Raw genomic sequence first — 25,111 nt, forward strand, 5'->3', positions numbered from 1 at the left:
TCACGACCCCAGCCTAGGTTAGGGTCCGGACATGTCCACCTTGGCGTACGAGATCGTCGACGTGTTCACTGATCGGCCGTTCTCCGGAAATCCACTTGCCGTGGTGTTCGGTGGCGCGCGGCTCGCGACCGCCCAGATGCAGGCCCTGGCCCGGGAGTTCAACCTCTCCGAGACGGTGTTCCCGCTGCCCCCGTCGGCGCCCGGGGCCACGTACCAGGCCCGCATCTTCACCCCGGAGGGCGAGATCCCGTTCGCCGGACATCCCTCCGTCGGGGTGGCGGTCACCGCGATGCGCCGGGGCATGTTCCGGGCCGGTGCGGTGATCCAGGAGTGCGGCGCGGGCCTGCTGCCGATCACCGTGACGGCCGCGGGCACGGCCACGCTCACCGGCGCCGAACCCCGGCTCGGGGCGCCTCTCGATCCGGGGCCGCTGCTCGCGGCGGTCGGCCTGACGGCCTCCGACTACGCCGGTGACGATCTCGCTGCCCCACGTTCCGCCGGGTGCGGCCTGGACTGGGTGCTTCTTCCGGTACGCCGGGAAGCACTCGCCCGTGCCCGGGTCGACGTGGCGGCGGCGGAACGGGCCGGGGTCACCGACATCAGCGTCTTCTCCTGGGCGGACGGCGAGGCGCACGCCCGCGTCTTCGTGGCCGGCGGCGCCGTACCCGAGGACCCGGCGACCGGCTCGGCGGCGCTGGCCCTCGGCGTGTGGCTGGTGGCGGCGGGCCGGGTGCCCGGCGAGGGCGTCTCGTCCTACCGCATCCACCAGGGCGTGGAGATGAAGCGCCCGTCCCGCCTGGAGTGCACGGTGACGGCCTCCGGCGGCGCCGCGGTCTCCGCCACGGTCACCGGCCACGTCTGGCCGGTCGCCTCAGGCGAGATAGCCGTCCCACCCTTCATCGGCTGACCCCGATCAGCGTTTCTTGACCCGGTGCAGGCGGAAGGGGCGGCGGGTCTCGACCCGGGCCGGGGTCTCGCGGGGCGGCGCGGCCTGCGATTCGGCCGGGAGATCGGCGGCCCCGGTCGTCGCGTCGGCGGCCGGGGTGAGGCGGACCAGCGCGCAGCCGTCGGCCGCCCAGCGGGCCACCACCTCCTCGGCCGTGCCGGAGGCGTTGAGGCGTTTCCCGGCCAGTTGCGGGGCGATCTCGTCCCACTCCGCGGAGCCCGGGTCCAGCCGGGACACGTCGGCCTCGGCCTGCACGATCAGCCCGCCGTGGTCGCCGCGGAGCCGGACCGTCGCCCGCTGGGCCTCGGCCAGCCCCGGCGCGAACTGCTCACCCGGCCCGCTCACCACGGCCAGCGAGGACTCCACCGGCATGCACCAGAGCGCGTAGGCCGGCCCGTCACCCACCGAGATCCAGGCGATCGCGGCCTTCTTGATCGCCTCTTCCAGCACGCCAGAGCTCACCGGGCCATCCTCCCACGCCGCGTCAGACCAGTACGGGCACCGAGTCGAGCAGTGTCAGCACCTCGGTGAGCGACCGGACCGTACGCCCCGCGAAGTTGGTGTCCGCGTCGAAGACCAGATGGTTGGCGAGGTCGGGGGCGGCCAGCCGGACCGGTGTCATGCCGACCGCCGCCGCCCCGGTCAGCTCGTGGCTTCCGCCGTCGCCGACGTACAGGCAGTCCTCCGGGGCGACTCCGAGGGCGCCGCAGGCGGCCAGGTAGATCTCCGGGTCGGGCTTGCACACGCCGATCTCGACCGAGTAGATCTGGGCGTCCAGCAGCGGCGCGACCGGCAGGCCGGGCAGGAAGGCGGGGAGTTCGTGGGTGCAGTCGCTGACCAGCGCGGTGCGTACCCCGCGCCGGCGGACGGCCTCGAGGGCGCTCACCGCGTCCGGCCGCAGTTGGGTGTCGGCGCGCAGCGCGTCGACCCGGGCCGGCACTCCGGCGCGGATGGCGCCCGGGTGCGGATGGCCACCGGCCTGCTCGATCACCCAGCGGAGGGTGGCTTCGGCGGACCCGTAACGGCCGCAGGCCCGCGCCCGGAAGGTGCGGTTCAGGACGCCGACCACGGCATCCGGGTCGGCGCCGAGCGACCGGGCGATGGCGGCGTGCTGGGGGCCGCGCTGGACAGACCGGGTCAAAGTGCCGAAGAAGTCAAACACGACCGCACGGTAGGCGGGCATGCGAATCGGCCTCCAGGACATGGGGGGCGGAAACAGGGAGTGAACCGCCGGTGACTGTATCGACTCCGTCACTGTCCGCCAATAGACAGTGGCAAACTCGCCAGGACGACCGCGCAAGAAGCGACGGCCGGGGATGAATATGCGCTCACCAGGTCAACCGGCGAGCCTGATCTTGGCACTGACCGTGGCGGTGCTGGCCGTTTCCTCGTCGGCCCCGTTGATCGCCTTCGCGGCCGCGCCGGCCCTCGCCATCGCGTTCTGGCGCAACAGCCTCGCGGCGCTCGTGCTCACTCCGATCACGCTCGGCCCGCGCCGGGCCGAGGTGCGCCGGGCCGCCGGTGGCCCGGCCGGGATCCTCTGCGTGCTAGCCGGTCTGGCGCTGGCCCTGCACTTCGCGACCTGGATGCCGAGCGTGCAGCTCGGCTCGGTGGCCACCGCGACCGCGCTGGTCGCCACCCAGCCGGTCTGGCAGGGCCTGATCGCGGCGGCGCAGGGCCGGCGGCCGTCGGCGGCCGGGTGGACCGGTATCGGGCTGGCGGTGGCCGGCGCCGCCTGGGCCACCGGAGCCGACGTCGGGGTGTCCGGGCAGGCCGTCCTCGCCGACGTGCTGGCACTGCTCGGGGCGGTCATGGCGGCCGTCTACACGGCCCTCGGCGAGCGGGCCCGGATCCGGCTGAGCACCACCACGTACACCTGGATCTGTTACGGCACGTGCGCCGTCGTGCTGCTCGCCGTCTGCCTGCTCTTCGGTGTCGACCTGACCGGGTACGACGGCCGCACCTGGGCGGCGATCCTGGCCATCGTGGCCGGCGCCCAGTTGCTGGGGCACTCGATGTTCAACTACGCGCTCCAGCACACGTCGGCCACCACGGTCAGCGTCCTGATCCTGCTGGAGGTGCCGGGCGCGGCCCTCATCGCCTGGTGGTGGCTCGGGCAGGTGCCGCGGGCGGGCTCCCTGCCGGGGCTGGCGCTGCTGCTGGCCGGGGTCGCGGTGTTCCTCGTGGGCGCGGCCCGGGTGGTCCGTACCGAACCTCTTTCCAGCTAAATATGGGTTGATTGCAACCTTCATCCGATTCAGTACTTGAAGCTCGGTCGTTGGCCCCGCCGAAGCCCCTCCTCCCTCGGCGGCCGCGGCCGCCCGCTGGCGGATGGTGGCCGGAACGCGATAGTGAAGGGGGATGCGATGCATTGCGATCGGCTGGTCCGGCTCCTGCTCGCCGGGGCGCTCCTCATGACCGCGCCCGGCTGCGGCGAGATCGATGGCGGTGACCCGCGGGAGCAGTCCGGGCCGACCGGGGGCTGGCGCACGGCGGGTTGCCAGTTCAGCCGTCCGGCCCAGTTCAGCACGGTCGGCGGGCGGAGCATGCCGGTCACTCCGCAGCGGCTCGCCGCCGCCATCGAGCGGATCGACCGCGGCGGGCGTGAGCGGTTCGCCGACAGCTTCGCGGGGCTCGAGGTCGATCAGCCTCGGGTACGGGCGATCGTGTACCGCGTACCGTCGGAGGGTTTCGACGACTTCATCCGGGAGAGCGCCGAGGACGCCTGCGTCGTGGTGCGCGACGCGGCGCACGCCGTCGCCGAGCTCACCCACTGGCACGACCGCGTGGTGGCCGAGCTGTCGTACTGGGAATCCCGCGGCATCCGGATCGTGACCGTCGGCAGCCGGCACGACGGCATGGGCGTGGAGATCGGCACCCGCGACATCGACCGGATCCGCCGGGAGTTCCCGGCCCGCTACGGAGCGGACGCGCCCCTGGTGTTCGTCGAGGAGAACCCGGTGCGCCCGCTCTCCCCCGGAATCGGGGACTGATCTTTTCGGGTCCTGTCGGAAAGCCGTCACTACCAGGGCGGATGCGATGCTGGGGCGGTCGTCCCGGGGGACGCCACAGTGACACGATGTTTGCCCCGGCCTGCCGGAGCAGGCAGGATCGCCGCATGGTCTTCGACGCCCGTTCCACCGGGGGCAGCCCGTCCCGGCGCGACACCACACGCCCGGCCGACGGCCGACCACCGAACTCCGGCGCACCCGGCGAAACCCTCGACCGCCCGACCGGAACCGACATGCAGGAGCTCGTCGAGGCGGAGATCGAAGCCTCCGGCGACGCCCCGGTGACGCTCCGCCTGGACGGGAAGGTCGCCCTGGTCACGGGCGCCGGCAGCCCGGACGGGATCGGGTACGCGACGGCTCGTCGCCTGCGTGACCTCGGCGCCCGGGTGGCGATCGTGTCCACCACCCGCCGCATCCACGACCGCGCCACCGAGCTCGGCGTGACCGGCTTCGTGGCCGACCTCACCGACGAGTCCGAGGTCGGCGCCCTGGCCGACGCGATCGCCGACCAGCTCGGCGACGTCGAGGTGCTGGTCAACAACGCCGGCCTGGCGAGCCGGGCCAGCCCCGAGGTGCTGCGGCCGGTCGCCCAGCTCACCTACGACGAGTGGAAGGCCGAGATCGACCGGAACCTCAGCACCGCCTTCCTGTGCAGCCGGGCGTTCGTCGGCGGCATGTCGGAGCGCGGCTGGGGCCGGATCGTCAATCTGGCCGCCACCGCCGGCCCGGTGAACGCGCTGCCCACCGAGGCGGCGTACGCGGCCGCCAAGGCCGGTGTGGTGGGCCTGACCCGGGCTCTGGCCATGGAGCTGGTCGCCGACGGGGTCAACGTCAACTGCGTGGCTCCCGGCACGATCTACACGGCCGCCTCGACGGTGACCGAGATCAAGCAGGGTCTGGGCACCCCGATCGGCCGCCCGGGCACCCCGGACGAGGTCGCCGCGGCGGTCAGCTTCCTCTGCTCGCCGGCCGCGTCCTACATCACCGGCCAGATGCTGGTGGTCGACGGCGGCAACAGCGTCCGCGAGGCGCAGTTCCGCTGACCCGTACGCCACGGTGGACCGGTCCGCCGGACCGGTCCACCGTGGCGTACCGGATCAGAACGTCGTGTTGCCCGCGGCACCCTCGCTGATCGCCCAGACGGCCACGACCACGTAGAAGATGATCACGATCAGGCTCAGCACGCTGAGGATGTAGCCGACCCACAGGCCGGCGGTGGCCATCCCGTCGCCGGCCTCGCCGGTCTGCCGGATCTGCTTTTTCGCGATGTGCCCGAGCACCACGCCGACCGGCGCGCTGATGCACGTCACGAGACCGGCGAGCGAGCAGATCAGTGACGCGATGGCCAGGCCGTTGGTGGGCCGCTGAGCGCCGTAGTGCGGGTAGGGCGCGCCGTAGCCGGGCGCGCCGGGCGGCCCGTAGCCGGGCGGAGGACCGTACCCGGCCGACGGCGGCGGATACCCGGCCCCCGCGGGCGGATATCCCGTCCCGTCCGTCGCCGACTTGTAGCCCGGCGTCGGCGAGTAACCGGGCCCGCTGGACGGCGCGGGACTCGTCGGAGGTGTGTACGGCGGCGGGTACTGCAAAGTCGGGTCGTTGGCCGGAGGCTGCGGCGGCTGGTATGGATCCGGGCTGCCGTCAGCCGGGGGATAGGTCATCTGAGGTCCTCCTTGAGTCCTCGCACCGTACCTGCCGGGGAGGAGGCGTGTGAGACCGGCTTCCATCCGCGCGGAACCCGATGGCCTCCCATTTTGGCCTGTCACGCCAAGTCCGGAAGGACTCCGGCGGTGTCCGTTCAGGGACGTCTGGTGAGTTGGCCCAGCGCCCGCTCGACGGCCAGACAGCGGTCCTCGACATACTCGAGCCCCGCCTCCTCGGCGATCCGTCGTGCCTCGGCCGAGACGATGCCGCTCTGCAACCAGACGGCGGGCGCCTTCACGGCCACGGCCTGCCGGACCACGTCCACGGCGTCCCGGGCGGGACGAAACACGTTCACCAGGTCGATCGGCTCGTCGATCTCGGCCAGGGTGGGCACGGTCGGCACGCCGAACAGCTCGTCGACGAACGGGTTGACGGGGATGATCCGCCACCCGTGCCGGAGCATCTGCAGCGGAATGGTGTGCGCCGGTTTGTAGGGATCACGGGAGGCTCCCACCACCGCGATGACACTCGCCCCGGCCAGGATCTGCTGAGCGCTCCGCATACCCGAACTCTATCCACGTCCGGTAGGGCGAGGTCGGGTGGTTTCCCCGGCCCCGCACCGCGGCCATGGCCGGGCGTCACAGCAGGGTGAGCTGGTCGTGAACCGGGCGGGCCGCGGGTGCGTCACCGGCCGGGCGGTGATCGCCGACCGGAGCCGCCGGCCGGTGCAGGCCGTGCCGTCTGGTCGCCATCCGCACCCGGGCCGCGATCTCGTCCTGGTAGGCCCGGGGCAGGTAGCTTCCGTTGCCGTACAGCTCCCGGTAGCGCGGCCGCAGGTGCGGGTGCTCACGGCCGATCCAGGACGCGAACCACTCGCGGGCGCCCGGGCGCAGATGCAGCGCCAGCGGCGTCACACCGACGGCCCCGGCCGCTGCGATCGCGGCCACGGTCTCGTCGATCGACTCGTCGGTGTCGGTGAGCCCGGGCAGGATCGGGGCCATCAGGACGTTGACCGCGAAGCCGGCGTCGGTCAGCCGCCGGACCACCTGCAGCCGGCGGCCCGGGCTCGGCGTGCCCGGTTCGGCGGAGCGCCAGACCGTCTCGTCCACGAAGCCGACCGAGACCGCCAGCCCCACCCGGGTCACCTCGGCAGCCTGCCGGAGCAGGTCGAGGTCGCGCAGGATCAGGGTGCCCTTGGTGAGGATCGAGAACGGGTTGGCGTGGTCGCGCAGCGCCGCCAGAATCTCCGGCATGAGCCGGTAGCGGCCCTCGGCCCGCTGGTAGACGTCGACGTTGGTGCCCATCGCGATCGGCGCCCCGGCCCAGCGCGGGTCGGCCAGCTCCCGGCGGATCAGCTCACCGGCGTTCACCTTCACCAGGACCCGGCTGTCGAAGTCGTGGCCGGCGTCGAGATCCAGATAGGTGTGGGTCTTCCGGGCGAAGCAGTTGTGACTGACCACCCCGTCGGCGATGAAGTCGCCGGTCCCGGTGGAGATGTCGAAGAGCGGCAGGGTGAGCCCGAGCTCCTCGATGTCGGCGACGGCCAGCCGCCGCTCCCCGCGGACCCCGACCCCGGAGGCGTCCAGCGGGCCCATCGAGGCGCCGGTCAGGTGCCGGAAGCGCAGCGCCGCGTCGAGGTGGCGCTCGGTCTCCACCCGGCCGGTCGCGCCCGGCCGCACCGGCCCCGGGCCCCGGGCCACCAGGCCGAGATGGGTCAGGGCGTGCACGATCCACCGCAGATAACCGACGTCGGTGCTCTCCAGGACCACGGCCAGCCGATCCGTCCGCCCGACCGCACCGAAGGCGCCGGCCAGAAAGCCGCGGAACCAGTCGCTGCTGGGCAGCTCGGGCCAGCGCACCGCCTCGGTGAGGGAGACGTCGTCCAGATAGGCGTCGGCCCGCACCCAGGCGTCGCCCTCGACCGCCACCCCGGACCCGGACGCGTCACCCCGGATCAGGCCGCAGACGAACCCGGACTGGTAGTCGGGCGACTCCTTGGGCGGCTCGGCGAAGTGGCCCACCCCGAACATCAGGTCCCCGACGGCGAGCGCCGGCTGGTGCGGCTCGGCCGGGCTGACGTGCCGCCAGCCGCGGTCGGTGAGGAAGCGGTGGTCGCCGCTCGCCACCAGACGGGTCCCGTCGGCCAGCGTCACCCGGAACGCCGGCTTGCTGGTCTCCCAGTGGTCGAGGACCGTGGTGGGCACACATCGCCGGTGTGCCCCGGCGCCCATCGTGCCCATCACCGCGTCGCCGGGCCGGATCTGTGCCAGCGGCCGGGTGGAGCCGTCGGCGAGCAGGATCGGGGTGTCACCGGCCAGGCAGTACGTGCAAGCGTGCGAGCAGCCGCGATAGGGGTTGACGGTCCACTCGAACGGCACCCGCGAGGCGCCGGGAACCCGGTTGATCAGGGATTTCGCGTGGATCTCGTAGAACGTCATCCCGGCGAACCCGGGAGTGTCGAACCGGCGCACGGTGGCGCCGGGCAGCGCCAGCGGCAGGGGTGGAGCCGCCGGCGCCGCCCTGTCCGGGAGCGAGCCGTCACCGGGCTGAGCCGACAGGTGGGACCATCGCATGGCAGGTATTCGAACACACGTTCTATGGCCTGTCCATGACCTTGCTCGAACGAGCGTACGAAAAAAGGCCCGCGAACCGAACCGGTTCGCGGGCCTTTCTCGTCGGGCCGGGTCAGCCGCGTGCGGCGGCCGTCGGGTCCTTGGCCTTGCGCTGCGCGGCCAGCTGCTCGCGCACCTCGTCCATGTCCAGCTCCGCGACCTTCTCGATCAGGCTCTCCAGGGCTGACGCGGGGAGCGCGCCGGGCTGGGAGAAGACGACGATGCCGTCGCGCACCGCCATGATCGTGGGGATGGACCGGATGTCGAACTTCTGCGCCAGAGCCGGCTCGGCCTCGGTGTCGATCTTGCCGAAGGTGATCTCCGGGTGCTTCTCCGAGGAGCGCTCGTAGGTGGGCGCGAAGCTTACGCAGGGCCCGCACCAGCTGGCCCAGAAGTCGACCAGGACGATGCCGTCCTTGCTGGTGACCTCGTCGAAGTTCGCTGCGGTCAGCGCAACCGTCGCCATGATGCCTCCGTCTGCGGGAATTCGCTTTCGTCGGGTGGAACTCCTGGCACCCATCCATCATTCCCGTGTTGTGCGCCGCCACACGTGGCGTACGGCACCCTCGGGTTTCGGACCGTCAAACGACCATGGGCGCCCCATCGTAACCGAAAGTAGGCGCTCGGTGTCTGGTTGCTGACACGATTGTGTTGACGTTTCCGTACCTGATCAAGTCTGGATGGGCGGTTTGTCCAGCCCGTGGAAGCGCGGTGGGAGCGATGCCATGGCGGCCGTAAACTGTTAAGTTACTTAAATGTGAGCTGCCTCACATTTGAAAGTCCTTCACATGGATACGGACGGTGAGGCAAACTCTTTCCCAACAGAGCGTGGGCGGCGGGTGCCGGGGAGGGCCCCGCCGCTCATTGCGTCTCCTGCCGGGTGAGTCGCCCCCGGCGGAATCGGTAGCCTATCGCCCCATGACGGCGGGCGAGGACATATCCACCGAGGTCGGAGTCGGTCCCTGGGTGGGTGAGCGGCCGGCCGGTGAGCACTGGGATCCGGAGTTGCTCGATCAGGGCGACCGCCGCAACGTGGTGGACCGGTACCGGTACTGGAGCCGGGAGGCCGTGGTCGCGGACCTGGACACCCGGCGCCACGACTTCCATGTCGCGATCGAGAACTGGCAGCACGACTTCAACATCGGCACCGTGGTGCGCAACGCCAACGCGTTCCTGGCCGCCGAGGTCCACATCGTCGGGCAGCGCCGGTGGAACCGGCGGGGCGCCATGGTGACCGACCGCTACCAGCACGTCCGGCACCACCCGGCGATCGAGGACTTCGTGGCGTGGGCGGCGGGCGAGGACCTGCCGGTGATCGGCATCGACAACCTGCCCGGCTCGCGGCCGATGGAGACGGTCACCCTGCCGCGCCGCTGCGTCCTGCTGTTCGGCCAGGAGGGTCCCGGCCTGTCCGAGCCGGCGCGGGCGGCCTGCACGCAGCTCTTCTCGATCGCCCAGTACGGCTCGACCCGCTCGATCAACGCCGGTGTGGCCAGCGGCATCGCCATGCACGCGTGGATCCGGGCGCATGCCGGCCCGCCTCCGGCCTGACCCTGATCAGCCCGTCTTCTGCCGATTCGCTTGACGGGGGCTCCCCAGGGCAGCACGGTATGGAGTGTGGGTGTCACGGTGAGTTGCCCCAGATGTGGTGCACAGGTTCGGAAGCCGGACCTGATGCACAGCAACTGGCGGTGCGACAACTGTGGCGACGTTCCGCCGTTCCATGTGGCCGAGCACATCAGTGCGGAGATCGTCGGAACGGTGCTGCGGGAGTCCGCGTCGAGCGCCGAGCGGATTCCGCTCTGGTGCCCCTGGCCGCTGCCCTCCGGGTGGATGGTCACCGGGGTGGGCTGGTCCGGCGACGACCGCTTCGGGGTGCGGGCGACCGTGCTCACGTGCAGCGGTCCCGAGCCGCTCGGCGGCGGGCCCGCGGACCTCGCCCTGATCGCCGAGCAGCCCGGTGTCGGACTGGGCACCAGGTTCGCCGGCATACCCGGTCTCGACCCCGGTCACCTGCTCTCCGAGGCGCTGGCCGACCGGGGTGGACACGCCGGTCCACATGCGAAGATCAAGGCGGCCGGGCATCCCACTCCACTGTGGTGTGTCAAGTCACCGGAAGATCGAAGCGCCTACGTGAGTGAGGCCAAAGGAATGTGGCTCTATGCGGTAGCGTGGCCCGCGAGTGCGGGCTATCTACTCGCGGAGCATGTCGTGTTGCACGACCTCTCCGAGGGGGTGCCGTCCGAGCTCGTGTTCGGAGCGCCGTCGCCGTTCCTGCACGGTCGTGCCTGACTCTTAGGTGTGACCTGCGGCTATGGCAATCGACTTTCTGGCCACTTTGTTCACACGAAGCGACGAAGCTGATACCGTCAGTACTGCCGCGGCGCAGAACGTATCCCGCACCGGAGGAGAAGGCCCCCATGGTCAAGAAGGTCCTCACCTGGCTTGGTATTGCATTCTTGATCTTCTTCATCGCCTTCAACCCGAGTTCGGCCGCGGCGGTGTTCGAGTCACTCGGAGGCACGATCGCGGACATCGCGCGTGGTTTCGGCACTTTCTTCACGGACCTCGTCGCATAGCATCTCTCCATGGATCCTGGTGAGCCGCGCGACCCGCGAGGCGAGGGCGCGCGTCGCCCTCGGGATGACGATGAGAGCTACGGGTACCGCGACCCGGCCTTCGACGACGACTCCGGCTACGCCGAGGGCGACCTCTATGAGGACGATCCGGCGTACGGGCGCCGCCGCTCACCCTCCGACGTCTACGACGAGCCGGAGGAGTACGAGGCTCCCAGCTTCACCGCCGAGGAGCTGGAAGGGCTCGACCGTGGTGGCGGACCGCGCCGCTTCCTCCCCCTGGAGGACGAGCCGACCACATTGGTCGCCCGCTACCTGTTCCCCACCGAGCGGTACCGCGGCGAGTGGAAACGACACTGGATCCACCTCTCCAAGCCGCTCGGCATCGGCGTCGCCGCCACGCTCGCACTCGGCTACCTGGCCGGCTTCCTGACCCGCCAGGAGGACCTCGACGGTCTGGTCACCGTCGCCGTGCTGATCTGGCTCGGCGTGATCAGCTGGGTGGCCTGGAAGGTCTTCGACTGGTATTTCGACAGGTTCATCCTCACCAACAAGCGGGTGATGGTGGTCAACGGCATCGTCACCCGGAAGGTGGCGATGATGCCCCTCCTGCGGGTGACCGACATGAAGTACGAACAGTCGGCTCTCGGGCGCATGCTCAGCTACGGCACGTTCGTCCTCGAGTCGGCCGGCCAGGACCAGGCGTTGCGCGAGGTCAAGCACCTGCCCAACCCCAACGAGCTGTACCTGCGGGTGGTCGAGGAGATGTACGAGCCGCAGGCCGTGGAGGCCCGTCTCGGCAAGGACGACGAGGGAGAGGACGCCTGAGCGGCCGCCCGGCGGTAGCGTGACAGCGGTGACCGGAATCGACCTGCACTGTCATTCGACCGCCAGCGACGGCACGTTCACCCCGGCCGAGCTGGTCCGGGCCGGAGCCGCCGCCAAACTCGACGTCATGGCGATCACCGACCACGACACCACCGGCGGCTGGGACGAGGCCGCCGCCGCCCGGCCCGCCGGCCTGCGCCTGGTGCGTGGCGCCGAACTGTCCTGCCGGTGGCACGGAGCCGAGCCGGCCATCCCGTTGCACCTGCTCGCCTACCTGTTCGACCCGGCCGAGCCGGTTCTCGCCGGCGAGCTGGCCCGGCTCCGCGAGGACCGGGAGCAGCGGGCCGAGAAGATCGTCGGGAAACTGCGGGCGGACGGTGTGCCGATCTCGTGGGCCGAGGTGAGCGGATACGCGGCCGGCGGTTCGATCGGGCGGCCGCACATCGCCCAGGCGCTGATCAGAGCCGGTCTCGTGCGGACCACCACCGAGGCGTTCGCCTCCGCGTGGCTGGGCGCGCGCTACTTCGTACCAAAGTCTGATCTTGATGTTTTCGATGCCGTGCGGTCGGTGCGTGAGGCCGGTGGGGTGGCCGTCTTCGCTCATCCGCGGGCGACCAAGCGCGGGCGGGTGGTGCCCGACGAACTGATCGCCGAACTGGCCCGGGCCGGCCTCTTCGGCCTGGAGGCCGATCACGAGGACCACACGCCCGCCGAGCGGGCCCAGATGCGGGCTCTGGCGGACCGGCTCGGCCTGGTCGTCACCGGATCATCCGACTTTCACGGTACGCACAAGGCGGTCCAGTTGGGAGCGTTCAAGACCGACCCCGAGGCGTACGAGAAGATCGTCTCGGCGGCGGCCGGAGTACCGGTCCTGGGGTGACACTCGACGCACCGGCCAGCGCCGGAGCATCCCGGCACCTACCTTGATCGGGTGAATGTCAAGCTGTTCGGCGAGTTCTTCGTGACGCTGCTGGTGATCGTCGACCCGCCCGGCATGGTCCCGGTCTTCCTCGCGCTCACCGGCTCCATGCAGGCGAAATCCCGGAACCGGGCCGGCACCCAGGCAGTGCTGCTCGCCCTCGGCGTGATCGTCGGGTTCGCGGTCGCCGGACAGACCCTCCTCGACTACCTGCACGTGCAGCTCCCGGCCCTCCAGGCGGCCGGCGGCCTGCTGCTGGTGCTGGTCGCGCTGCAACTGCTCACCGGCAAGACCGACGAGCCCGCCGAACAGGCCGGCACCAGCAACGTCGCACTCGTGCCGATCGGCACCCCACTTCTCGCCGGACCCGGCGCCATCGTCGCCACCATGCTGTTCGTCCAGCGTGCCGAAAGCGGCGACGAATACCTCATCCTGGCCGCCGCCATCCTGGCCGTGATGGCCTGCGTGTGGCTGGTCCTGCGGTTCTCCGGGCTGATCGTCCGGCTGCTGCGCCCGGCCGGCATCGAGGTGCTCACCCGGATCGCCGGCCTCCTGCTGGCCGCCATCGCCGTACAGCTGATCGCCGACGCGGTGTTCGCCTTCGTGCAGTCCTACACGGCCATGGTCTGAGTTTTGCCGGGGGATGCTGGCAGGATTGTTCCGTGCCCCCCACCCGATCACGTGCCACCAGGTCCGCGGTCCCCGAGCAGCTCGGCTTCGCCGGCATGCCCGAGCGACTCTTCGTCTGCACGCCGAGCAAGCTCGGGGCCTATGCCGACTGCCCACGCCGGTATCGGTATTCCTACGTCGACCGGCCCAGCCCGCCCAAAGGCCCGCCGTGGGCGCACAACTCCCTCGGCGCCAGCGTGCACACGGCGCTGAAGAACTGGTTCGCCCTCGCCCCGGAGCGGCGCGAGCCCGAGGCGCTGCCCACCCTGCTCAAGGCCACCTGGGTGCGGGAGGGCTATCGCGACGTCGAGCAGGAGCGGGTCGTCTACCGCCGGGCTCTCGACTGGCTGGAGAGCTATGTGGCGACCCTCGACCCCGAGGAGGAGCCACTCGGCGTCGAGCGGGTGGTCGCCACCAAGACCTCGGTGCTGGCCCTGAACGGGCGGGCCGACCGCATCGACTCCCGGGGGCCCGAGGCGGTCATCGTCGACTACAAGACCGGGCGGTCCGGGCTCAGCTCCGACGACGCCCGGGGCTCGCAGGCGCTCGCGCTGTACGCGTACGCCGCCGAGCGGGTCTTCCGGAGGCCGTGCCGCCGTGTCGAGCTGCACCACCTGCCCACCGGCACGGTGGCCACCCACGAGCACACCGAGGAGTCACTGGCCCGGCAGGTGCGCCGGGCCGAGGAGACCGCCCTCGACATCATGGCGGCCGAGAAGGCGGTGGCGGCGGGCGCCGACCCGGACGAGCAGTTCCCGGTCAATCCGGGGTCACTGTGCGGGTGGTGCGACTTCCGCAAGGTGTGCCCGGCCGGAGCCGACGCCGTGGCGAAGGAGCCGTGGACAGCGGTCGAGCACCTGAACAGTTAGGCCACCTTCGGCCGTCCCGGCCCGGTCCCGCCTGGCTGTCCGGTCCCGCTCGGCCCGGCTGCCCGGCCTCGCTCGGCTGCCTGGCCGGGCTGCTTGGCTGCTCGGGCCGAGCCCGCCTGGCTGGGGGTCAGACCAGGCCGGCTCGTTCCATGGCGGCTCGGCGTAGTGGGGCCATGCGGTACTGCTCGGGCAGGGTGGCCAGGACACCGGCGATCAGGGCGCGCAGGCCTCGGACCGAGAGGGCGGCGGCCAGGTCGGTGGTGGGCCAGCCGAGGCCGCCGTACATCTTGCGGGCCCAGGCGGGCAGGAGGCCGAGCGCCGTCCCGGCGATGCCGAAGTAGGCCCACCGGGCCGGGCCCAGCGTCAGGCCGAGCCGGAACGGCAGCCCACCCCAGTGGCCGGGGATCGGCGGCACGGTGAGGAAGACGGCGGCCTCCGCGCCGTCCCTGGTCAGGCCGAGCTCCGGGCGCATCGCCGTGAAGTAGGCCGCCACCTCGGCCGCGGTCGCCGGGACGGTCGCCGGGTCGAGGCCCACCAGCTCGGCGGACCGGAGCTGCTCGGTGTAGTAGCCGTCGATCTCCTCCGGCGTGAGGTCCACCCCGGCACGCACGGCGGTGGTCAGGAACGACTCGACCTCGGCCACGTGCACCCAGCGCAGGAGATCCGGCTCGTCGATCCTGAAGCGCTCCCCGGTCCGCGGATCGGTCGCCGACATCCGGGCGTGCAGCCGCCGGAGCCGGCTCGCCGCCTGCCGGACCTCGTCGGTCGTGCCGTAGACGACCGTCCCGACATAGTCCGAGGTGCGCATGAGCCGACCCCACGGGTCGGCCCGATAGCCGGAATTCTGTGCCACACCGGCCACCGCTCGCGGATGCAGCGCCTGGAGATAGAGCGAGCGCAGGCCGCCGAGCATCAGAATGGGTTCGCGGTGCAGTTTCCAGGTGACCGAGTCCGGTCCGAACAGCCCGACGTCTCCCGTCATGCCCTCCAGCCTGCCACGGCGTCGCGGTTTTCCCCGGCCATCGCCGCCATCGATCTGGTACGGCACGGGCTCAAGCCAGGTCGGGTTCATGCCAGTCGGGCTCATGCCAGTCGGGCTCAGGCGCGGTCGGGCTCAGGCGCGGTCGGGCTCATGCCAGGTCGGACTCAAGCTTGGTCCGGATCGGTCGGCTTCGCGCCGGGTCCGGCAGGCGGGGCACAGGCCCCAGAAGGTGATCTCGGCTTCGTCCAGGTCGAAGCCGTGGGTCTCGCTCGGCGTCAGGCATGGGCGGCGGCCGACGGAACAGTCGACGTCGGCGATCGCGCCGCAACCCCGGCAGACGATGTGATGGTGGTTGTCGCCGACCCGGGCCTCGTAACGGGCGGGGCTGCCGGCCGGCTCGATCCGGCGCGCCAGACCGGCCCGGGACAGGGCGCCCAGCACGTCGTAGACGGCCTGGGTGGAGACCGAGTCCAGCCTGGCGCGAACCTGCTGGGCGATCTCGTCGACCTCGAGGTGGCCGCCGTCGGTGAGGATGTCCAGCACGGCCAGCCGGGGGCGAGTGACACGCAACCCGTGCGCACGCAGGAGTTCCGCACCTGTGGACATCCGTCCATGACAACACGGGTACGCGGATTCACCAACAGGTGATGATCACACTGGTTCGGTCACGCTTCGCTGGCAATCGCCGTCAAGGGATGTTTGCGGCGTCACGCAACTCCTAAGCTAGCCACACCCCGGATCGAGGAGGAATTGGTGTTAGACCAGGTCAACGGCTTGCCGGTACATGTCCTCGTGCTCCACGCCGCCGTCATCTTCGTGCCCCTGCTGGCTCTCGGCGCGGTCGTCTACGCCCTCGCCGCACCATTGCGCTCCCGCATCGGCTGGGCCGTGGGCCTGCTGGCCGTCACGGCGCCGGTCGCCGCCCTGATCACCATGCTCTCCGGTACCGAGTTCTACAACCGGCTGCTCAGCGAGGAGCGGGTCTCCCCGGCCGGCAAGGAGATCCTCGACGGCCACATGGCGAACGGGACGCTCACCTTCTGGCTCACCCTCGGCCTCGGCGTGGTCGCCCTGCTCCTGGTCGCACTCACCTTCCGCGACCCCCGCGCCCTGCCGAAGGCCGCCGATCTCGGCTTCGCCGTGGTCCTGGTGGTGCTGGCCGCCCTGAGCGGCTACTACCTCTACCAGACCGGAGACTCCGGAGCCACGGCCGTCTGGGGCACCTACTGACCCGGCGCCGACCTCCCGAGCGTTCCTGAAGCCGACCGTCCACCGAGGCGGTTCCGGGCGTGGGCGACGGGCCGGGTGACGAGCGACATGCGCGGGTGGCGGGTTTCGCGGTCGGTCAGAACACGACCCGGGCGCAGAGCAGGCAGACGACGACCAGGGCGATCGCCCCGACGACCAGGCCGACGCCGTAGGTGACGGTGCGGGCGGAGCCCTCCGCCTCGTCCAGCGCGTCCATGTCCTGCGGGGGCAGGGTGCGCGGCGGCGGTGGGTGGGCGATCGTCGGCGGGCGCCAGTCGGCGGGGGGTGGCTCGGCTCGGGGCGGGCCCGGGTACGGCGGCGTCTCCGGCTCGGGCCGGTCCAGTGGATCAGTGGACGGGTCTGGCCGCTGCCAGTAGGAGTCGTCGTCCGGAGGGCGCGTGGGGGAACTCACGTTCACCGACGGTACAGCCGGAGGGGGACGACGGCCGCAACGCTCGCGGCTTACCCTCGTAGTCGTGGACATCCTGGACGAGCCTGAGCGGGACAACGACGCCGAGCGCGAAGTCGACTTCGAATCCGAAGAGGCACCGGTGTTGCCCGACCAGACCCGTGATGACACCGAGCGCGGTTGGGGTGAGCGCAGCCACTCCAACGATGACCGCCTGTTCGAGGACCGCCCGCCGCACTGGGAATGACCGCCCGGCCCGGTCTCCCCGGGGCGTTTCGGCGGATCAGCCGGGGCGGATCAGGATGGCGAAGCCCTGGGCCGGAGTGCTTACCGCACGGTCTGCCTCGGCAGGGGTGAGGGCCAGGAGCAGACCGCCGGTCACCGGGTCGTCGGCTCCGGTCACATCGAGGACCAGGGCCGAACTCGCCACGGGAGTGGGCCGGTCCCGGTCGCCGTCGATTCGCAGCAGGTCCACCCGGTTGCCGGGGCGGACCACGGTCAGGGCTGTCGGGTCGGCCAGGCGGACCGGCACTCCGACACTGCCCGGTGGGATCGGCCGGGCGGCGGACTGCCCGGAAGGCGTCGCCGACGGCTCGCCGGTCGCGGACGAGGACGACCGTGGCGTCGCCGCGGTCGGCACGCAGCCGGACGGCTCGACCCACAGGACCGCGGCCGCTGTGATCAACAGCACCGTGGCGGTGGCCAGCCGGAGCAACATGCCGCGGCTCGGCCGGCGCCATCGCACGGGATCGAGGCGCTCGCCGGACCGTGCCGGAGCCGCGCGGGGCATGAGGGCCTCCAGAGAATCGCCACACCCTGTCGAGCTGTCGCGGGAACGGCCGCATCGACATCGGGCCGCCGGAAGAGCGACCGCATCGACGTTAGGCAGGGGCGGCTCGGCGCCGCGCGGACGCTTGTGGATGACGGGCGAATGTGGAAAACCCCCGCCACACCACGAAACCTGCTACGGCATGGGGCTGTCGCGACTTGCGGAAACGGCGAAGCGCCGAGCCGGTGGCCGGCTCGGCGCTTCGCGTCAGGGTGGTGGCGGTGCGCTCAGGAAGCGGCCGCGGCCTTCGCTCCACCGCTGCTCGACGAGGAGGTCGAGCTGCTGCTGGTGGAGGAGGAGGTTGACGGGGTCGTCGAGGTGGAGGTCGAGGTGCTCGAGGTCTCCGGCTTCTTGGCGGCGGCGTCGCCGCTGCCCGACTTCTCGGCGCTCACGCTGCCTGAGCGGGAGTCGTTGCGGTAGAAGCCCGAACCCTTGAAAACGATACCGACCGAGTTGAACACCTTGCGGAGCTTGCCGGCGCAGTTCGGGCACTCGGTGAGTGCCGGGTCGGAGAAGGATTGCACGGCTTCGAGCTGCTCACCGCACTCGGTGCAGGAGTACTGGTAGGTAGGCACGGCTCCTCCGGATCGATCGGCTCTTGGCACTCGCCAACTCCGAGTGCCAATGTTGCGGCATCGGAGGTCAGTTCGTCCACTCCGGGCCCGGCCTGAGGGAGAAGCGGGCTGGTGTATGCGGCCGCTCATGCGGCTCGAAGTGGGGCTGGTCACATCCGGCGGTTCGGGGCCGGCCGGAGGGAGAGGCCGCCGGTCGGGGTGATCACGGCGTGGACGCGGCGGTCGTGCGGCTCGGCGGGAACGGTGTCGATGTCCTCGCCGTCGTGAAGGAGCGCCACGATCCGTGGGCCGGTGGGCGGGATCGGGTCGTCGGAGCGGGGCGTGGTCGCGCCGTGGTGGGAGTCGTCCGGGTGAGCCGGCACTTGGTCGTGGGGGCTGCCGCCGGGGTCCGGGCGGGGGGCGTCCAAGCGGGCCAGGGCCCGGTCGTAGGAGCCGCCGCCGCGGCCCATGCGGGTGCCGTCCCGGGCTACGGCCAAGGCGGGGACCAGTATCAGGTCGGCGGCGCGCAGGGCGGCCGGGCCCAGTGGCGGGCCGGTGGGCTCCCGTAGGCCGCGGGCGGCGGGAGTGAGGACGCCGGTGAATTCGGCCCAGTCCAGGTCGTTGTCGGGGAGCAGGACCGGCAGCAGCAGGCGGCCACCGGCGGGGAGCGCCTCCGCCAGGCGGTACGGGAGATCGAGGCCCCCGGGTTCGGAGCCGATCGGGACATAGGCGGCGATCGTGATCGGGTGCGCCGCCCGTACCAGAGCAAGGGTTTGATCTTGAAGTTTGGCCGCCGCGGTCGCGAGGGCGATGTCCGAGAGTGATCGACGGACCGTGAGGAGCCGTGCGCGTAGCGCGATCTTGATTTGCAGTGATTTTTCCGCATCACCGGTTAAATCCGACATGCAACACCCCCTTTTGAAATGCGGCAAACGGTGCACACTATGTCAGCATCGCTGGAAGAGAAGGTCGCTCCCGGGAGGATGTGTGACACTTCGAGGCCGGCTGACCAGCGCATTCCTGGTCGTCGTGCTCGGTCCGGTCCTGCTCGGGGCGATTTTCGTCGCACTGACCGTGAGTGCCGTCAACCGTGACCGGACCACGGAACGCCTGGACCACGCGGCGGCCACCGTGGGCGCCGCCGTGGGCGCTCTCTGCCGCCAGTTGCAGGCCGCGGCCGACGCGGTGGCGGTGGTTCCGGCCGAGAACCGGGTCGCGGTCGCCGACCAGCTGGTCGCCCGTGGGCTGGCCACGACGGTGGACGTGACCGTTCCGAATCAGCCGTTGCTGGGACGTGCGGCGGCGCGCAGCGGGAACGGGACGACCGGTCCGCTCAGTTGCGCCGACCCGGCGCCCCGGGGGACGGCCACGGCGTTCGCCGCTTACGCGTACGCCGAAGAAGTGACCGTGGTCGCCGCCCAGGGCATCGATCCCGCCCTGATGGACCGGCTCGGTGACGCCGCCGGGGTGGCCGTGGCGATCGGCGCGCCGGCGCCGGAGGCCGGCCCCCACACGACCCGGCAGCTGACCGCGGTGCCCGGCCAGCCGTTGCCACTCACGCTCAGCGTGCCCACCGGCGAACCCACCCTCCGGTACGCGATCCTGTTCCTGATCGTGCTGGTCACCGCCGCGGTGGCGGTCCTGGCCGCCCGCTGGTTGGCCCGGTCGACCACCCGTCCGCTCGGTGACCTGGCCTGGGCCGCCGACCGGGTGGCGAACGGTGATCTGGACACCCGGGTGCCGATCCCGCGGCCGGACGAGCTGGGCCGGCTCGCCGGGACCTTCAACCGGATGACCCGTGAGCTGCAGTCCTACGTGCAGGCGCTGACCGCGAGCCGGGATCAGCTGCGCCGTCATCTGGCCATCCTCGGGGACACCCTGTCCAGTACGCACGACCTGGACCGGATCCTGCCGGTGATCCTGCGCACCGCGATGACCGCCACCGGCGCCCGGGCCGGGCTGCTGCTGCTCGCCGACCCGTCGGACGGACGGCTGGCGGCCCGCTGCGGCGCCGGGCTGACCGGCGCGTGGGATCTGACGCCGGCCGAGCTGGCGCAGCGCCGCCTGCCGCCGGGGTACGGCGTGCTGGGGACGGTGGCGTCGACCGGCCGGCCGATGCGCGGGGCCGGCGGGCAGAGCCCGGACGAGCCGGTCTGCGAGTCGTATCTCGCGGTGCCGATCTGCGCGCCGCCGGCCGATCCGGAGACCGATCCGGAGCCGGGCATGCTGGGAGTGCTGGCCCTCTACGACCGGCTGGGCGGGCCCGCCTTCGAGGACGCCGATCTGCGGACCCTGCGCACCTTCGCGGGGCAGGCCGGGGTGGCCGTGCACAACGTCCGGGTTCATGAGGAGGCACAGCGTCTCTCGTTGACCGACCCGCTGACCGGACTCTGGAACTACCGTTATCTGCGAGAGGTGCTGCGCCGCGAGGTGGAGCGGGCCAGCCGGTTCGGCCGGATGCTCACCGTCCTGGTTCTCGACCTGGACCACTTCAAGGAGGTGAACGACACGTACGGGCACACCGCGGGCGATCAGGTGCTGGGCGAGTTCGCGCGGCGCATCCGGATCGGGCTGCGGGAGGTCGACGTGGCGTTCCGTCAGGGCGGGGAGGAGTTCGTGGTGCTGTTGCCGGAGACGGACGCGTACGGCGGCGCGATCGTCGCCGAGCGGCTGGGCGCCGCGGTACGGGACCGGCCGGTGCCGGTCGATCCGCGCCGGCCCGGGCTCGACGACCGGATCCCGATCAGCGTCTCCATCGGAATCGCCGTCTTCCCCGAGCACGGCGGCACCGCCCAGCAGGTGCTGGACGCCGCCGACGAGGCGCTGTACGCCGCGAAGCACGCCGGCCGCGACACCTATCGGCTCGCGGAACGGGTTTCCCGGGCCGGGGCGGAGGGGCATCTGGACGCCGCGACCGCCACCACCGGTGGGCCGCAGCCGCCGGGACACGGCCGTGGCCGATAGTCTCGCGGCATGTCCGGCCACGAACCAGCGAAGGTGAAGTGACTGAATGACGACGAAGCGCGCCGTCAAGGCGGTGATTCCGGCGGCGGGACTCGCGACCCGCTTCCTCCCGGCCACGAAGGCGGTGCCCAAGGAACTGCTGCCGGTGGTGGACCGGCCGGTTCTGCAGTACATCGTCGAGGAGGCCGCGTCCGCCGGCATCACCGACGTCCTGCTGGTCACCGGCCGTGGCAAGACCGCCATGGTGGACCACTTCGACCGGCGGCCGGACGTCGAGGCCCGGCTCGAGGAGAAGGGCGACCACGAGCGTCTCGCCGCGGTGCGCCGGTCCAGCGAACTGGCCGACATCTACACCTGCCGGCAGGGTGAGCCACTCGGGCTCGGGCACGCGGTCGGCTGCGCCGCCTCGCACGTCGGCGACAACCCGTTCGCCGTGCTGCTCGGTGACGAGTTCGTCGAGGAGGACAAGCCGCTGCTCCCGGCCATGCTCGACCTCCAGGCACGGACCGGCGGCATCGTCCTGGCCTTCATGGAGGTCGCGCCGGAGGAGACCTCCCGGTACGGCATCGCCTCGATCCGGGAGAGCGACCTGGGTGAGGACGTCGTCGAGGTGACCGGCCTGGTGGAGAAGCCGGCGCCGGGGGAGGCCCCGAGCAACCTGGCGGTCCTCGGCCGGTACGTGCTGCCCGGCTCGATCTTCGACGTCATCGCCGACACCAAGCCCGGCAACGGCGGCGAGATCCAGCTGACCGACGCGATGGCCGCCATGCTGGCCGACGGGGTGCCGGTGCACGGCATCGTCTACCGCGGCCACCGGTACGACACCGGCATGCCGCTCGGCTACCTCCAGGCCGTCGTCCAGCTCGCGGTGCAGCGACCCGACCTGGGCGAGGAGTTCCGGGCCTGGCTGACCGAATTCATCGGCGGCCGGAAGGGATGACCGCCACGGCCGATCGCGAGGCGGCCGCTTCCAACGAGCTGATGCCCCTCGCCGAGTACCTGGGCAGCGTGCTGCGCAGGCTCCGCGCGCTGCCTCCGCTCGACCTCGACCTCACCCAGGCGCACGGGAACGTGCTCGCCGCCGACGTGGTGGCGCCGCATCCGTTCCCGGCGTTCGACCAGGCCGCGATCGACGGGTACGCGGCCCGATGGGAAGACCTGGCCGGCGCCGGGCGCATCGGGTCGCACCCGTCGTTCGGGCAGTTCGAGAACACCGCCCGTACGGTCCGGCTGAACGTGGTCGGCGACATGGGCGCGGCACACTGGCGGCCGGTCCGGATCACCCCGGGCACCTGCTTCTCGGTGGCGGCCGGGGCGCCGCTGCCGATCGGCGCCGACGTGGTCGTCCCGGTCCACTGGACCGATCAGGGCATGGCCGCCGTCGAGATCCTGCACGCCCCGAAACGGGGTTCCGGGGTCCGCCGGGCCGGTGAGGAGTTCGCCGTCGGGCAGCTGCTCGCCGCCGCCGGGTCGTACGTCGCCCCGCCCATGGTCGCCGTCTTCGCCGCCGCCGGGATCGGCCACGTGCTGGTCCGGCCCAGTCCACGGGTGGTGGTCGTGGCCACCGGCGACGAGCTGGTCGACGTGGGCCGGCCCAGCCAGCCCGGCCAGGTGGTGGACGCCAACTCGCACGCGCTCACCGCGGCGGCCGTGGAGGCGGGCGCGATGGCGTACCGGATCGGGATCTGTGACGACGACCCGGAAGGACTGCGCGGCCTGCTGGAGGACCAGACGCTGCGCGCCGACCTGATCATCACGACCGGCGGGACCGGCACCGGACCCGGCGACATGCTGCGCCGGGTGCTGTCCCGGCCCGGCCCGAGCCGCGGCACCGTCGAGTTCACCGACGTCGCCCTCTGCCCGGGCACCGCGCTCGGCTTCGGCACGGTCGGCGGCGAGGAGGTGCCGGTGGTCTGCCTGCCCGGGGAGCCGGGGGCCGCCCTGATCGGCTTCGAGGTGCTGGCCCGGCCGGTGATCCAGCTGCTCGCCGGCGCCGAACCGGTGTTCCGCCCCGGGGTCAAGGCGCACCTGCTGGAGACCGTCTCCTCGCCCGGTGGGCTGCGCGAGTTCCGGCCGGCGCACGTCGCCGAGCGGCGCGGTGGCGGTTACACGGTGCAGCCGCTCGCCGGAGGGCCGTACACTCTCTCCGGTTTGGCCGAGGCGAACGGCCTGCTGGTGCTCGGCGAACGGGTCACCACAGCGGCCGCCGGCTCGACCGTCGACGTACTGCTGCTCGACCGGAGGCGATGAATGCTCGGGGCCACCACACCCGGATGGCCCGCTGTGTTGTCGGACGGGGCCGTGCTGCTCCGGCCGTACAAGCGGGGTGACGCCCGGGCCTGGTCCGAGGTGCGGATCGCCAACCAGGCGTGGCTGGCGCCCTGGGAGTCGGCACCGCCCGGGCCGTGGGCGGAGATGAACTCGCCCCGCGCCTACGGCTACGTCTACCGGGACATGAAACGGGCCGCCCGCAACGGCGACAGCATGCCGTTCGCCGTCTGCCTGGTCGAGGACGGCCGGGAACGCCTGGTCGGCCACGTCAACCTGGGCAACATCGTGCGGCGGGCGTTCGCGTCGGCGTACGCGGGCTACTGGGTCGATCACCGGGTGGCCGGCCGGGGCGTGATCCCGACCGCGCTCGCGCTCGCCGTGGACCACGCGTTCGGGCCGGGCGGGCTGCACCGGATCGAGGTCAACATCCGGCCGGAGAACGGGCCGAGCCGCCGGGTGGTGGAGAAGCTGGGATTCCGCGAGGAGGCCTACCACCAGCGGTACATGCACATCGACGGTGGTTGGCGTGATCACCTCGGCTATGCGATGACGAGCGAGGAGGTCGCCGCCGAGGGTGGCCTGCTGGCGCGGTGGCGGCGCGCCCGTACCGCTAAATGATCTTGAAGGTCGGAGAGCCTCCGGCGCGGCGCGCGAAATATCACGGCTACCGCCCGTAACCTCGCATTCGTCGTGTCCTTTTCCGTGGCGGATCGGAGGCCTGAGGGTGCCGACCTCGGTGCTCCTTGCGGTCCTCGCCGCGGCGGGTCTGCTCGCTCTCGCTCCGGCGCTGGCCCGCCGGTACGATCCCGCCGAGCGCCTCGCCGCGGAGCGGGCGTCATCGACGGCGCGGGTGCTGCATCGCCGCCGCCGTCCGCGCACCGTGCCCGGACGCCGACCGATCAACCCCGCCCGCCAGGTCACGGTTACGGTTCCGGCCCCATCGGGTGATCCCGCGCCACCCGAACGCAGGCTCCGCCTCGTCACCGGCCGGCCACGCCGCGTCCCACGCCGCCGCGGCACACCCGCCGTCGTCCGCCGCCGCCGCGTCTTCGCCGCCCTGGTGCTGCTCAACGCCATCGAACTGGTCGGCGTACTGGTCGTCGGCCCCGGCTTCTGGATCAGCTTCGCCGTCACCGGCAGCCTCCTCGGCGTGTACCTCGTACACCTGCGCAACCGCGCCGTCGCCGACCGCCGGCGCCGGCGCGTGCAGGCCCGCGAAGCCGCCTGGCTCGCCGCCCGCCAGGCCGAGGTCCGCCGCGAGCAGGCCCGCCGCGCCGCCGCCCGCCGGGAGGCCCAGCGCCGCCTCGCCGCCCAGCGCGAAGCCGTCCGGCGGGCCGCCATGGGCCTCGACCGGGAACCCTCCGACCTGCCCGTCGCCGCCAACGGCGGCTCGGTCTCCTATCGGAGGCGCGGCGGGCTGCGTGGTCGCCCCTACGAGGCCGGCGGCCGGCATCATCACGCTTCATAGAGGGGTACGGCGTACGCCGCCCCCGACGACATCGACCCCGCCCCGCCGGCCCGGCGACCTGGGTGCCGGTCGGGCCAGTGCCGCCCGCATCCGGGCGGGGCTGCCCTGCCGCTTCTCGGGAGGGGCGGTTCGCGAGGCGCATGGACGACCTGTTAACCTTTCCTCGGTTCCGCGGTGAGCGATCATCGAGGAGCCAAGGGGCTGTGGCGCAGTCTGGTAGCGCACCTCGTTCGCATCGAGGGGGTCTGGGGTTCAAATCCCCACAGCTCCACCAGTAAGACCAGGTAAAAGGGCTGATCGCGGATGTTCGCGACC

General features: G+C 71.8%; 30 protein-coding genes and 1 tRNA gene. 19 read left to right on the plus strand and 12 right to left on the minus strand.

What is annotated here, in order from left to right:
- Nucleotides 1-31 precede the first annotated feature (31 nt).
- Nucleotides 32-907: a PhzF family phenazine biosynthesis protein gene (locus KZ829_RS04715; RefSeq protein ID WP_220142606.1), complete on the plus strand. Its 876-nt coding sequence runs from the start codon at nt 32-34 to the stop codon at nt 905-907.
- A gap of 6 nt (nt 908-913) precedes the next feature.
- On the opposite strand, the gene KZ829_RS04720 is transcribed toward KZ829_RS04715, so the two are convergent.
- Together KZ829_RS04720 and KZ829_RS04725 are read right to left on the minus strand one after the other, a co-directional pair.
- The gene (locus KZ829_RS04720; RefSeq protein ID WP_220142607.1) at nt 914-1,408 is read right to left on the minus strand and encodes a hypothetical protein; all 495 of its coding nucleotides are present in this window, start codon (nt 1,406-1,408) and stop codon (nt 914-916) included.
- Nucleotides 1,409-1,430: 22 nt separating this feature from the next.
- Complete coding sequence (locus KZ829_RS04725) at nt 1,431-2,129, minus strand: HAD family hydrolase (protein WP_220142608.1); 699 nt, start codon at nt 2,127-2,129, stop codon at nt 1,431-1,433.
- A gap of 133 nt (nt 2,130-2,262) precedes the next feature.
- Between KZ829_RS04725 and KZ829_RS04730 the strand changes: the two genes are divergently transcribed.
- From KZ829_RS04730 to KZ829_RS04740, 3 genes are all read left to right on the plus strand, one after another.
- On the plus strand, nt 2,263-3,174 hold the full coding sequence (locus tag KZ829_RS04730; protein WP_220142609.1) for a DMT family transporter: 912 nt from the start codon (nt 2,263-2,265) through the stop codon (nt 3,172-3,174).
- Between the two features lie 138 nt (nt 3,175-3,312).
- Nucleotides 3,313-3,939, plus strand: a complete 627-nt coding sequence (locus KZ829_RS04735) for a hypothetical protein (protein ID WP_220142610.1) — start codon at nt 3,313-3,315, stop codon at nt 3,937-3,939.
- 125 nt (nt 3,940-4,064) lie between these two features.
- Nucleotides 4,065-5,000, plus strand: coding sequence for an SDR family NAD(P)-dependent oxidoreductase (locus KZ829_RS04740; RefSeq protein WP_220142611.1), 936 nt, complete (start codon nt 4,065-4,067; stop codon nt 4,998-5,000).
- A gap of 54 nt (nt 5,001-5,054) precedes the next feature.
- Here the strand turns inward: KZ829_RS04740 and KZ829_RS04745 are convergent, their stop codons facing one another.
- From KZ829_RS04745 to trxA, 4 genes are all read right to left on the minus strand, one after another.
- The gene (locus KZ829_RS04745; protein ID WP_220142612.1) at nt 5,055-5,615 is read right to left on the minus strand and encodes a DUF4190 domain-containing protein; all 561 of its coding nucleotides are present in this window, start codon (nt 5,613-5,615) and stop codon (nt 5,055-5,057) included.
- A gap of 137 nt (nt 5,616-5,752) precedes the next feature.
- The gene (locus KZ829_RS04750; protein WP_204293966.1) at nt 5,753-6,160 is read right to left on the minus strand and encodes a CoA-binding protein; all 408 of its coding nucleotides are present in this window, start codon (nt 6,158-6,160) and stop codon (nt 5,753-5,755) included.
- A gap of 76 nt (nt 6,161-6,236) precedes the next feature.
- On the minus strand, nt 6,237-8,171 hold the full coding sequence (locus KZ829_RS04755) for an intein-containing Rv2578c family radical SAM protein (protein ID WP_220142613.1): 1,935 nt from the start codon (nt 8,169-8,171) through the stop codon (nt 6,237-6,239).
- Nucleotides 8,172-8,283: 112 nt separating this feature from the next.
- A complete protein-coding gene (gene trxA / locus KZ829_RS04760; protein ID WP_220142614.1) occupies nt 8,284-8,676 on the minus strand; it encodes a thioredoxin in 393 nt (130 codons plus the stop codon).
- Nucleotides 8,677-9,128: 452 nt separating this feature from the next.
- On the opposite strand from trxA, the gene KZ829_RS04765 reads away from it, so the two are divergent.
- From KZ829_RS04765 to KZ829_RS04795, 7 genes are all read left to right on the plus strand, one after another.
- Nucleotides 9,129-9,761 carry a TrmH family RNA methyltransferase gene (locus KZ829_RS04765; protein ID WP_220142615.1) on the plus strand — a complete coding sequence of 211 codons (633 nt, stop codon included), beginning with the start codon at nt 9,129-9,131 and terminating at the stop codon, nt 9,759-9,761.
- A 78-nt stretch (nt 9,762-9,839) separates the two neighbouring features.
- Nucleotides 9,840-10,502 carry a DUF6758 family protein gene (locus tag KZ829_RS04770; protein ID WP_311733675.1) on the plus strand — a complete coding sequence of 221 codons (663 nt, stop codon included), beginning with the start codon at nt 9,840-9,842 and terminating at the stop codon, nt 10,500-10,502.
- A 128-nt stretch (nt 10,503-10,630) separates the two neighbouring features.
- Nucleotides 10,631-10,789 (plus strand): hypothetical protein, encoded by a 159-nt coding sequence (locus KZ829_RS04775; RefSeq protein ID WP_173476757.1) that lies wholly within the window; start codon nt 10,631-10,633, stop codon nt 10,787-10,789.
- A 9-nt stretch (nt 10,790-10,798) separates the two neighbouring features.
- A complete protein-coding gene (locus KZ829_RS04780; RefSeq protein ID WP_220142616.1) occupies nt 10,799-11,614 on the plus strand; it encodes a PH domain-containing protein in 816 nt (271 codons plus the stop codon).
- A 28-nt stretch (nt 11,615-11,642) separates the two neighbouring features.
- Complete coding sequence (locus KZ829_RS04785; protein WP_220142617.1) at nt 11,643-12,494, plus strand: PHP domain-containing protein; 852 nt, start codon at nt 11,643-11,645, stop codon at nt 12,492-12,494.
- A gap of 51 nt (nt 12,495-12,545) precedes the next feature.
- Nucleotides 12,546-13,163 carry a MarC family protein gene (locus tag KZ829_RS04790; protein WP_220142618.1) on the plus strand — a complete coding sequence of 206 codons (618 nt, stop codon included), beginning with the start codon at nt 12,546-12,548 and terminating at the stop codon, nt 13,161-13,163.
- 95 nt (nt 13,164-13,258) lie between these two features.
- Entirely contained in the window at nt 13,259-14,071 is an 813-nt protein-coding gene (locus KZ829_RS04795; protein WP_220142882.1) for a RecB family exonuclease, read from the plus strand.
- A 127-nt stretch (nt 14,072-14,198) separates the two neighbouring features.
- On the opposite strand, the gene KZ829_RS04800 is transcribed toward KZ829_RS04795, so the two are convergent.
- Both KZ829_RS04800 and KZ829_RS04805 read right to left on the minus strand, forming a co-directional pair.
- Entirely contained in the window at nt 14,199-15,053 is an 855-nt protein-coding gene (locus tag KZ829_RS04800; RefSeq protein ID WP_220142619.1) for an oxygenase MpaB family protein, read from the minus strand.
- 132 nt (nt 15,054-15,185) lie between these two features.
- Nucleotides 15,186-15,659, minus strand: a complete 474-nt coding sequence (locus tag KZ829_RS04805) for a Fur family transcriptional regulator (RefSeq protein WP_220142620.1) — start codon at nt 15,657-15,659, stop codon at nt 15,186-15,188.
- Nucleotides 15,660-15,806: 147 nt separating this feature from the next.
- Between KZ829_RS04805 and KZ829_RS04810 the strand changes: the two genes are divergently transcribed.
- Entirely contained in the window at nt 15,807-16,283 is a 477-nt protein-coding gene (locus tag KZ829_RS04810) for a DUF2231 domain-containing protein (RefSeq protein ID WP_220142621.1), read from the plus strand.
- A gap of 115 nt (nt 16,284-16,398) precedes the next feature.
- Here the strand turns inward: KZ829_RS04810 and KZ829_RS04815 are convergent, their stop codons facing one another.
- Entirely contained in the window at nt 16,399-16,713 is a 315-nt protein-coding gene (locus KZ829_RS04815; RefSeq protein WP_246635068.1) for a translation initiation factor 2, read from the minus strand.
- Nucleotides 16,714-16,777: 64 nt separating this feature from the next.
- On the opposite strand from KZ829_RS04815, the gene KZ829_RS04820 reads away from it, so the two are divergent.
- Nucleotides 16,778-16,957 carry a hypothetical protein gene (locus KZ829_RS04820; RefSeq protein ID WP_220142623.1) on the plus strand — a complete coding sequence of 60 codons (180 nt, stop codon included), beginning with the start codon at nt 16,778-16,780 and terminating at the stop codon, nt 16,955-16,957.
- A 36-nt stretch (nt 16,958-16,993) separates the two neighbouring features.
- On the opposite strand, the gene KZ829_RS04825 is transcribed toward KZ829_RS04820, so the two are convergent.
- From KZ829_RS04825 to KZ829_RS04835, 3 genes are all read right to left on the minus strand, one after another.
- Nucleotides 16,994-17,428 (minus strand): hypothetical protein, encoded by a 435-nt coding sequence (locus tag KZ829_RS04825; RefSeq protein WP_246635069.1) that lies wholly within the window; start codon nt 17,426-17,428, stop codon nt 16,994-16,996.
- A gap of 338 nt (nt 17,429-17,766) precedes the next feature.
- Nucleotides 17,767-18,114 (minus strand): FmdB family zinc ribbon protein, encoded by a 348-nt coding sequence (locus KZ829_RS04830; protein WP_220142625.1) that lies wholly within the window; start codon nt 18,112-18,114, stop codon nt 17,767-17,769.
- A gap of 149 nt (nt 18,115-18,263) precedes the next feature.
- Nucleotides 18,264-18,998, minus strand: coding sequence for a 5-formyltetrahydrofolate cyclo-ligase (locus KZ829_RS04835; RefSeq protein ID WP_220142626.1), 735 nt, complete (start codon nt 18,996-18,998; stop codon nt 18,264-18,266).
- An 82-nt stretch (nt 18,999-19,080) separates the two neighbouring features.
- On the opposite strand from KZ829_RS04835, the gene KZ829_RS04840 reads away from it, so the two are divergent.
- The 6 genes from KZ829_RS04840 (at nt 19,081) to KZ829_RS04865 (ending at nt 25,070) form a co-directional block, all read left to right on the plus strand.
- Entirely contained in the window at nt 19,081-21,057 is a 1,977-nt protein-coding gene (locus KZ829_RS04840) for a GGDEF domain-containing protein (RefSeq protein WP_220142627.1), read from the plus strand.
- Nucleotides 21,058-21,103: 46 nt separating this feature from the next.
- On the plus strand, nt 21,104-21,997 hold the full coding sequence (locus KZ829_RS04845; RefSeq protein WP_220142628.1) for a UTP--glucose-1-phosphate uridylyltransferase: 894 nt from the start codon (nt 21,104-21,106) through the stop codon (nt 21,995-21,997).
- Nucleotides 21,994-23,307 carry a molybdopterin molybdotransferase MoeA gene (locus tag KZ829_RS04850; protein WP_183222579.1) on the plus strand — a complete coding sequence of 438 codons (1,314 nt, stop codon included), beginning with the start codon at nt 21,994-21,996 and terminating at the stop codon, nt 23,305-23,307. Before KZ829_RS04845 ends, KZ829_RS04850 begins: the two co-directional genes overlap by 4 nt.
- Nucleotides 23,308-23,946, plus strand: a complete 639-nt coding sequence (locus KZ829_RS04855; RefSeq protein WP_220142629.1) for a GNAT family N-acetyltransferase — start codon at nt 23,308-23,310, stop codon at nt 23,944-23,946. It abuts the gene before it with no gap.
- Nucleotides 23,947-24,046: 100 nt separating this feature from the next.
- Entirely contained in the window at nt 24,047-24,796 is a 750-nt protein-coding gene (gene sepX / locus KZ829_RS04860; RefSeq protein ID WP_220142883.1) for a divisome protein SepX/GlpR, read from the plus strand.
- Nucleotides 24,797-24,993: 197 nt separating this feature from the next.
- A tRNA-Ala gene (locus KZ829_RS04865) sits at nt 24,994-25,070 on the plus strand.
- Nucleotides 25,071-25,111 lie beyond the last annotated feature (41 nt).

This window comes from Actinoplanes hulinensis, assembly GCF_019429605.1.
In the GTDB taxonomy this organism is placed as follows: domain Bacteria; phylum Actinomycetota; class Actinomycetes; order Mycobacteriales; family Micromonosporaceae; genus Actinoplanes; species Actinoplanes campanulatus.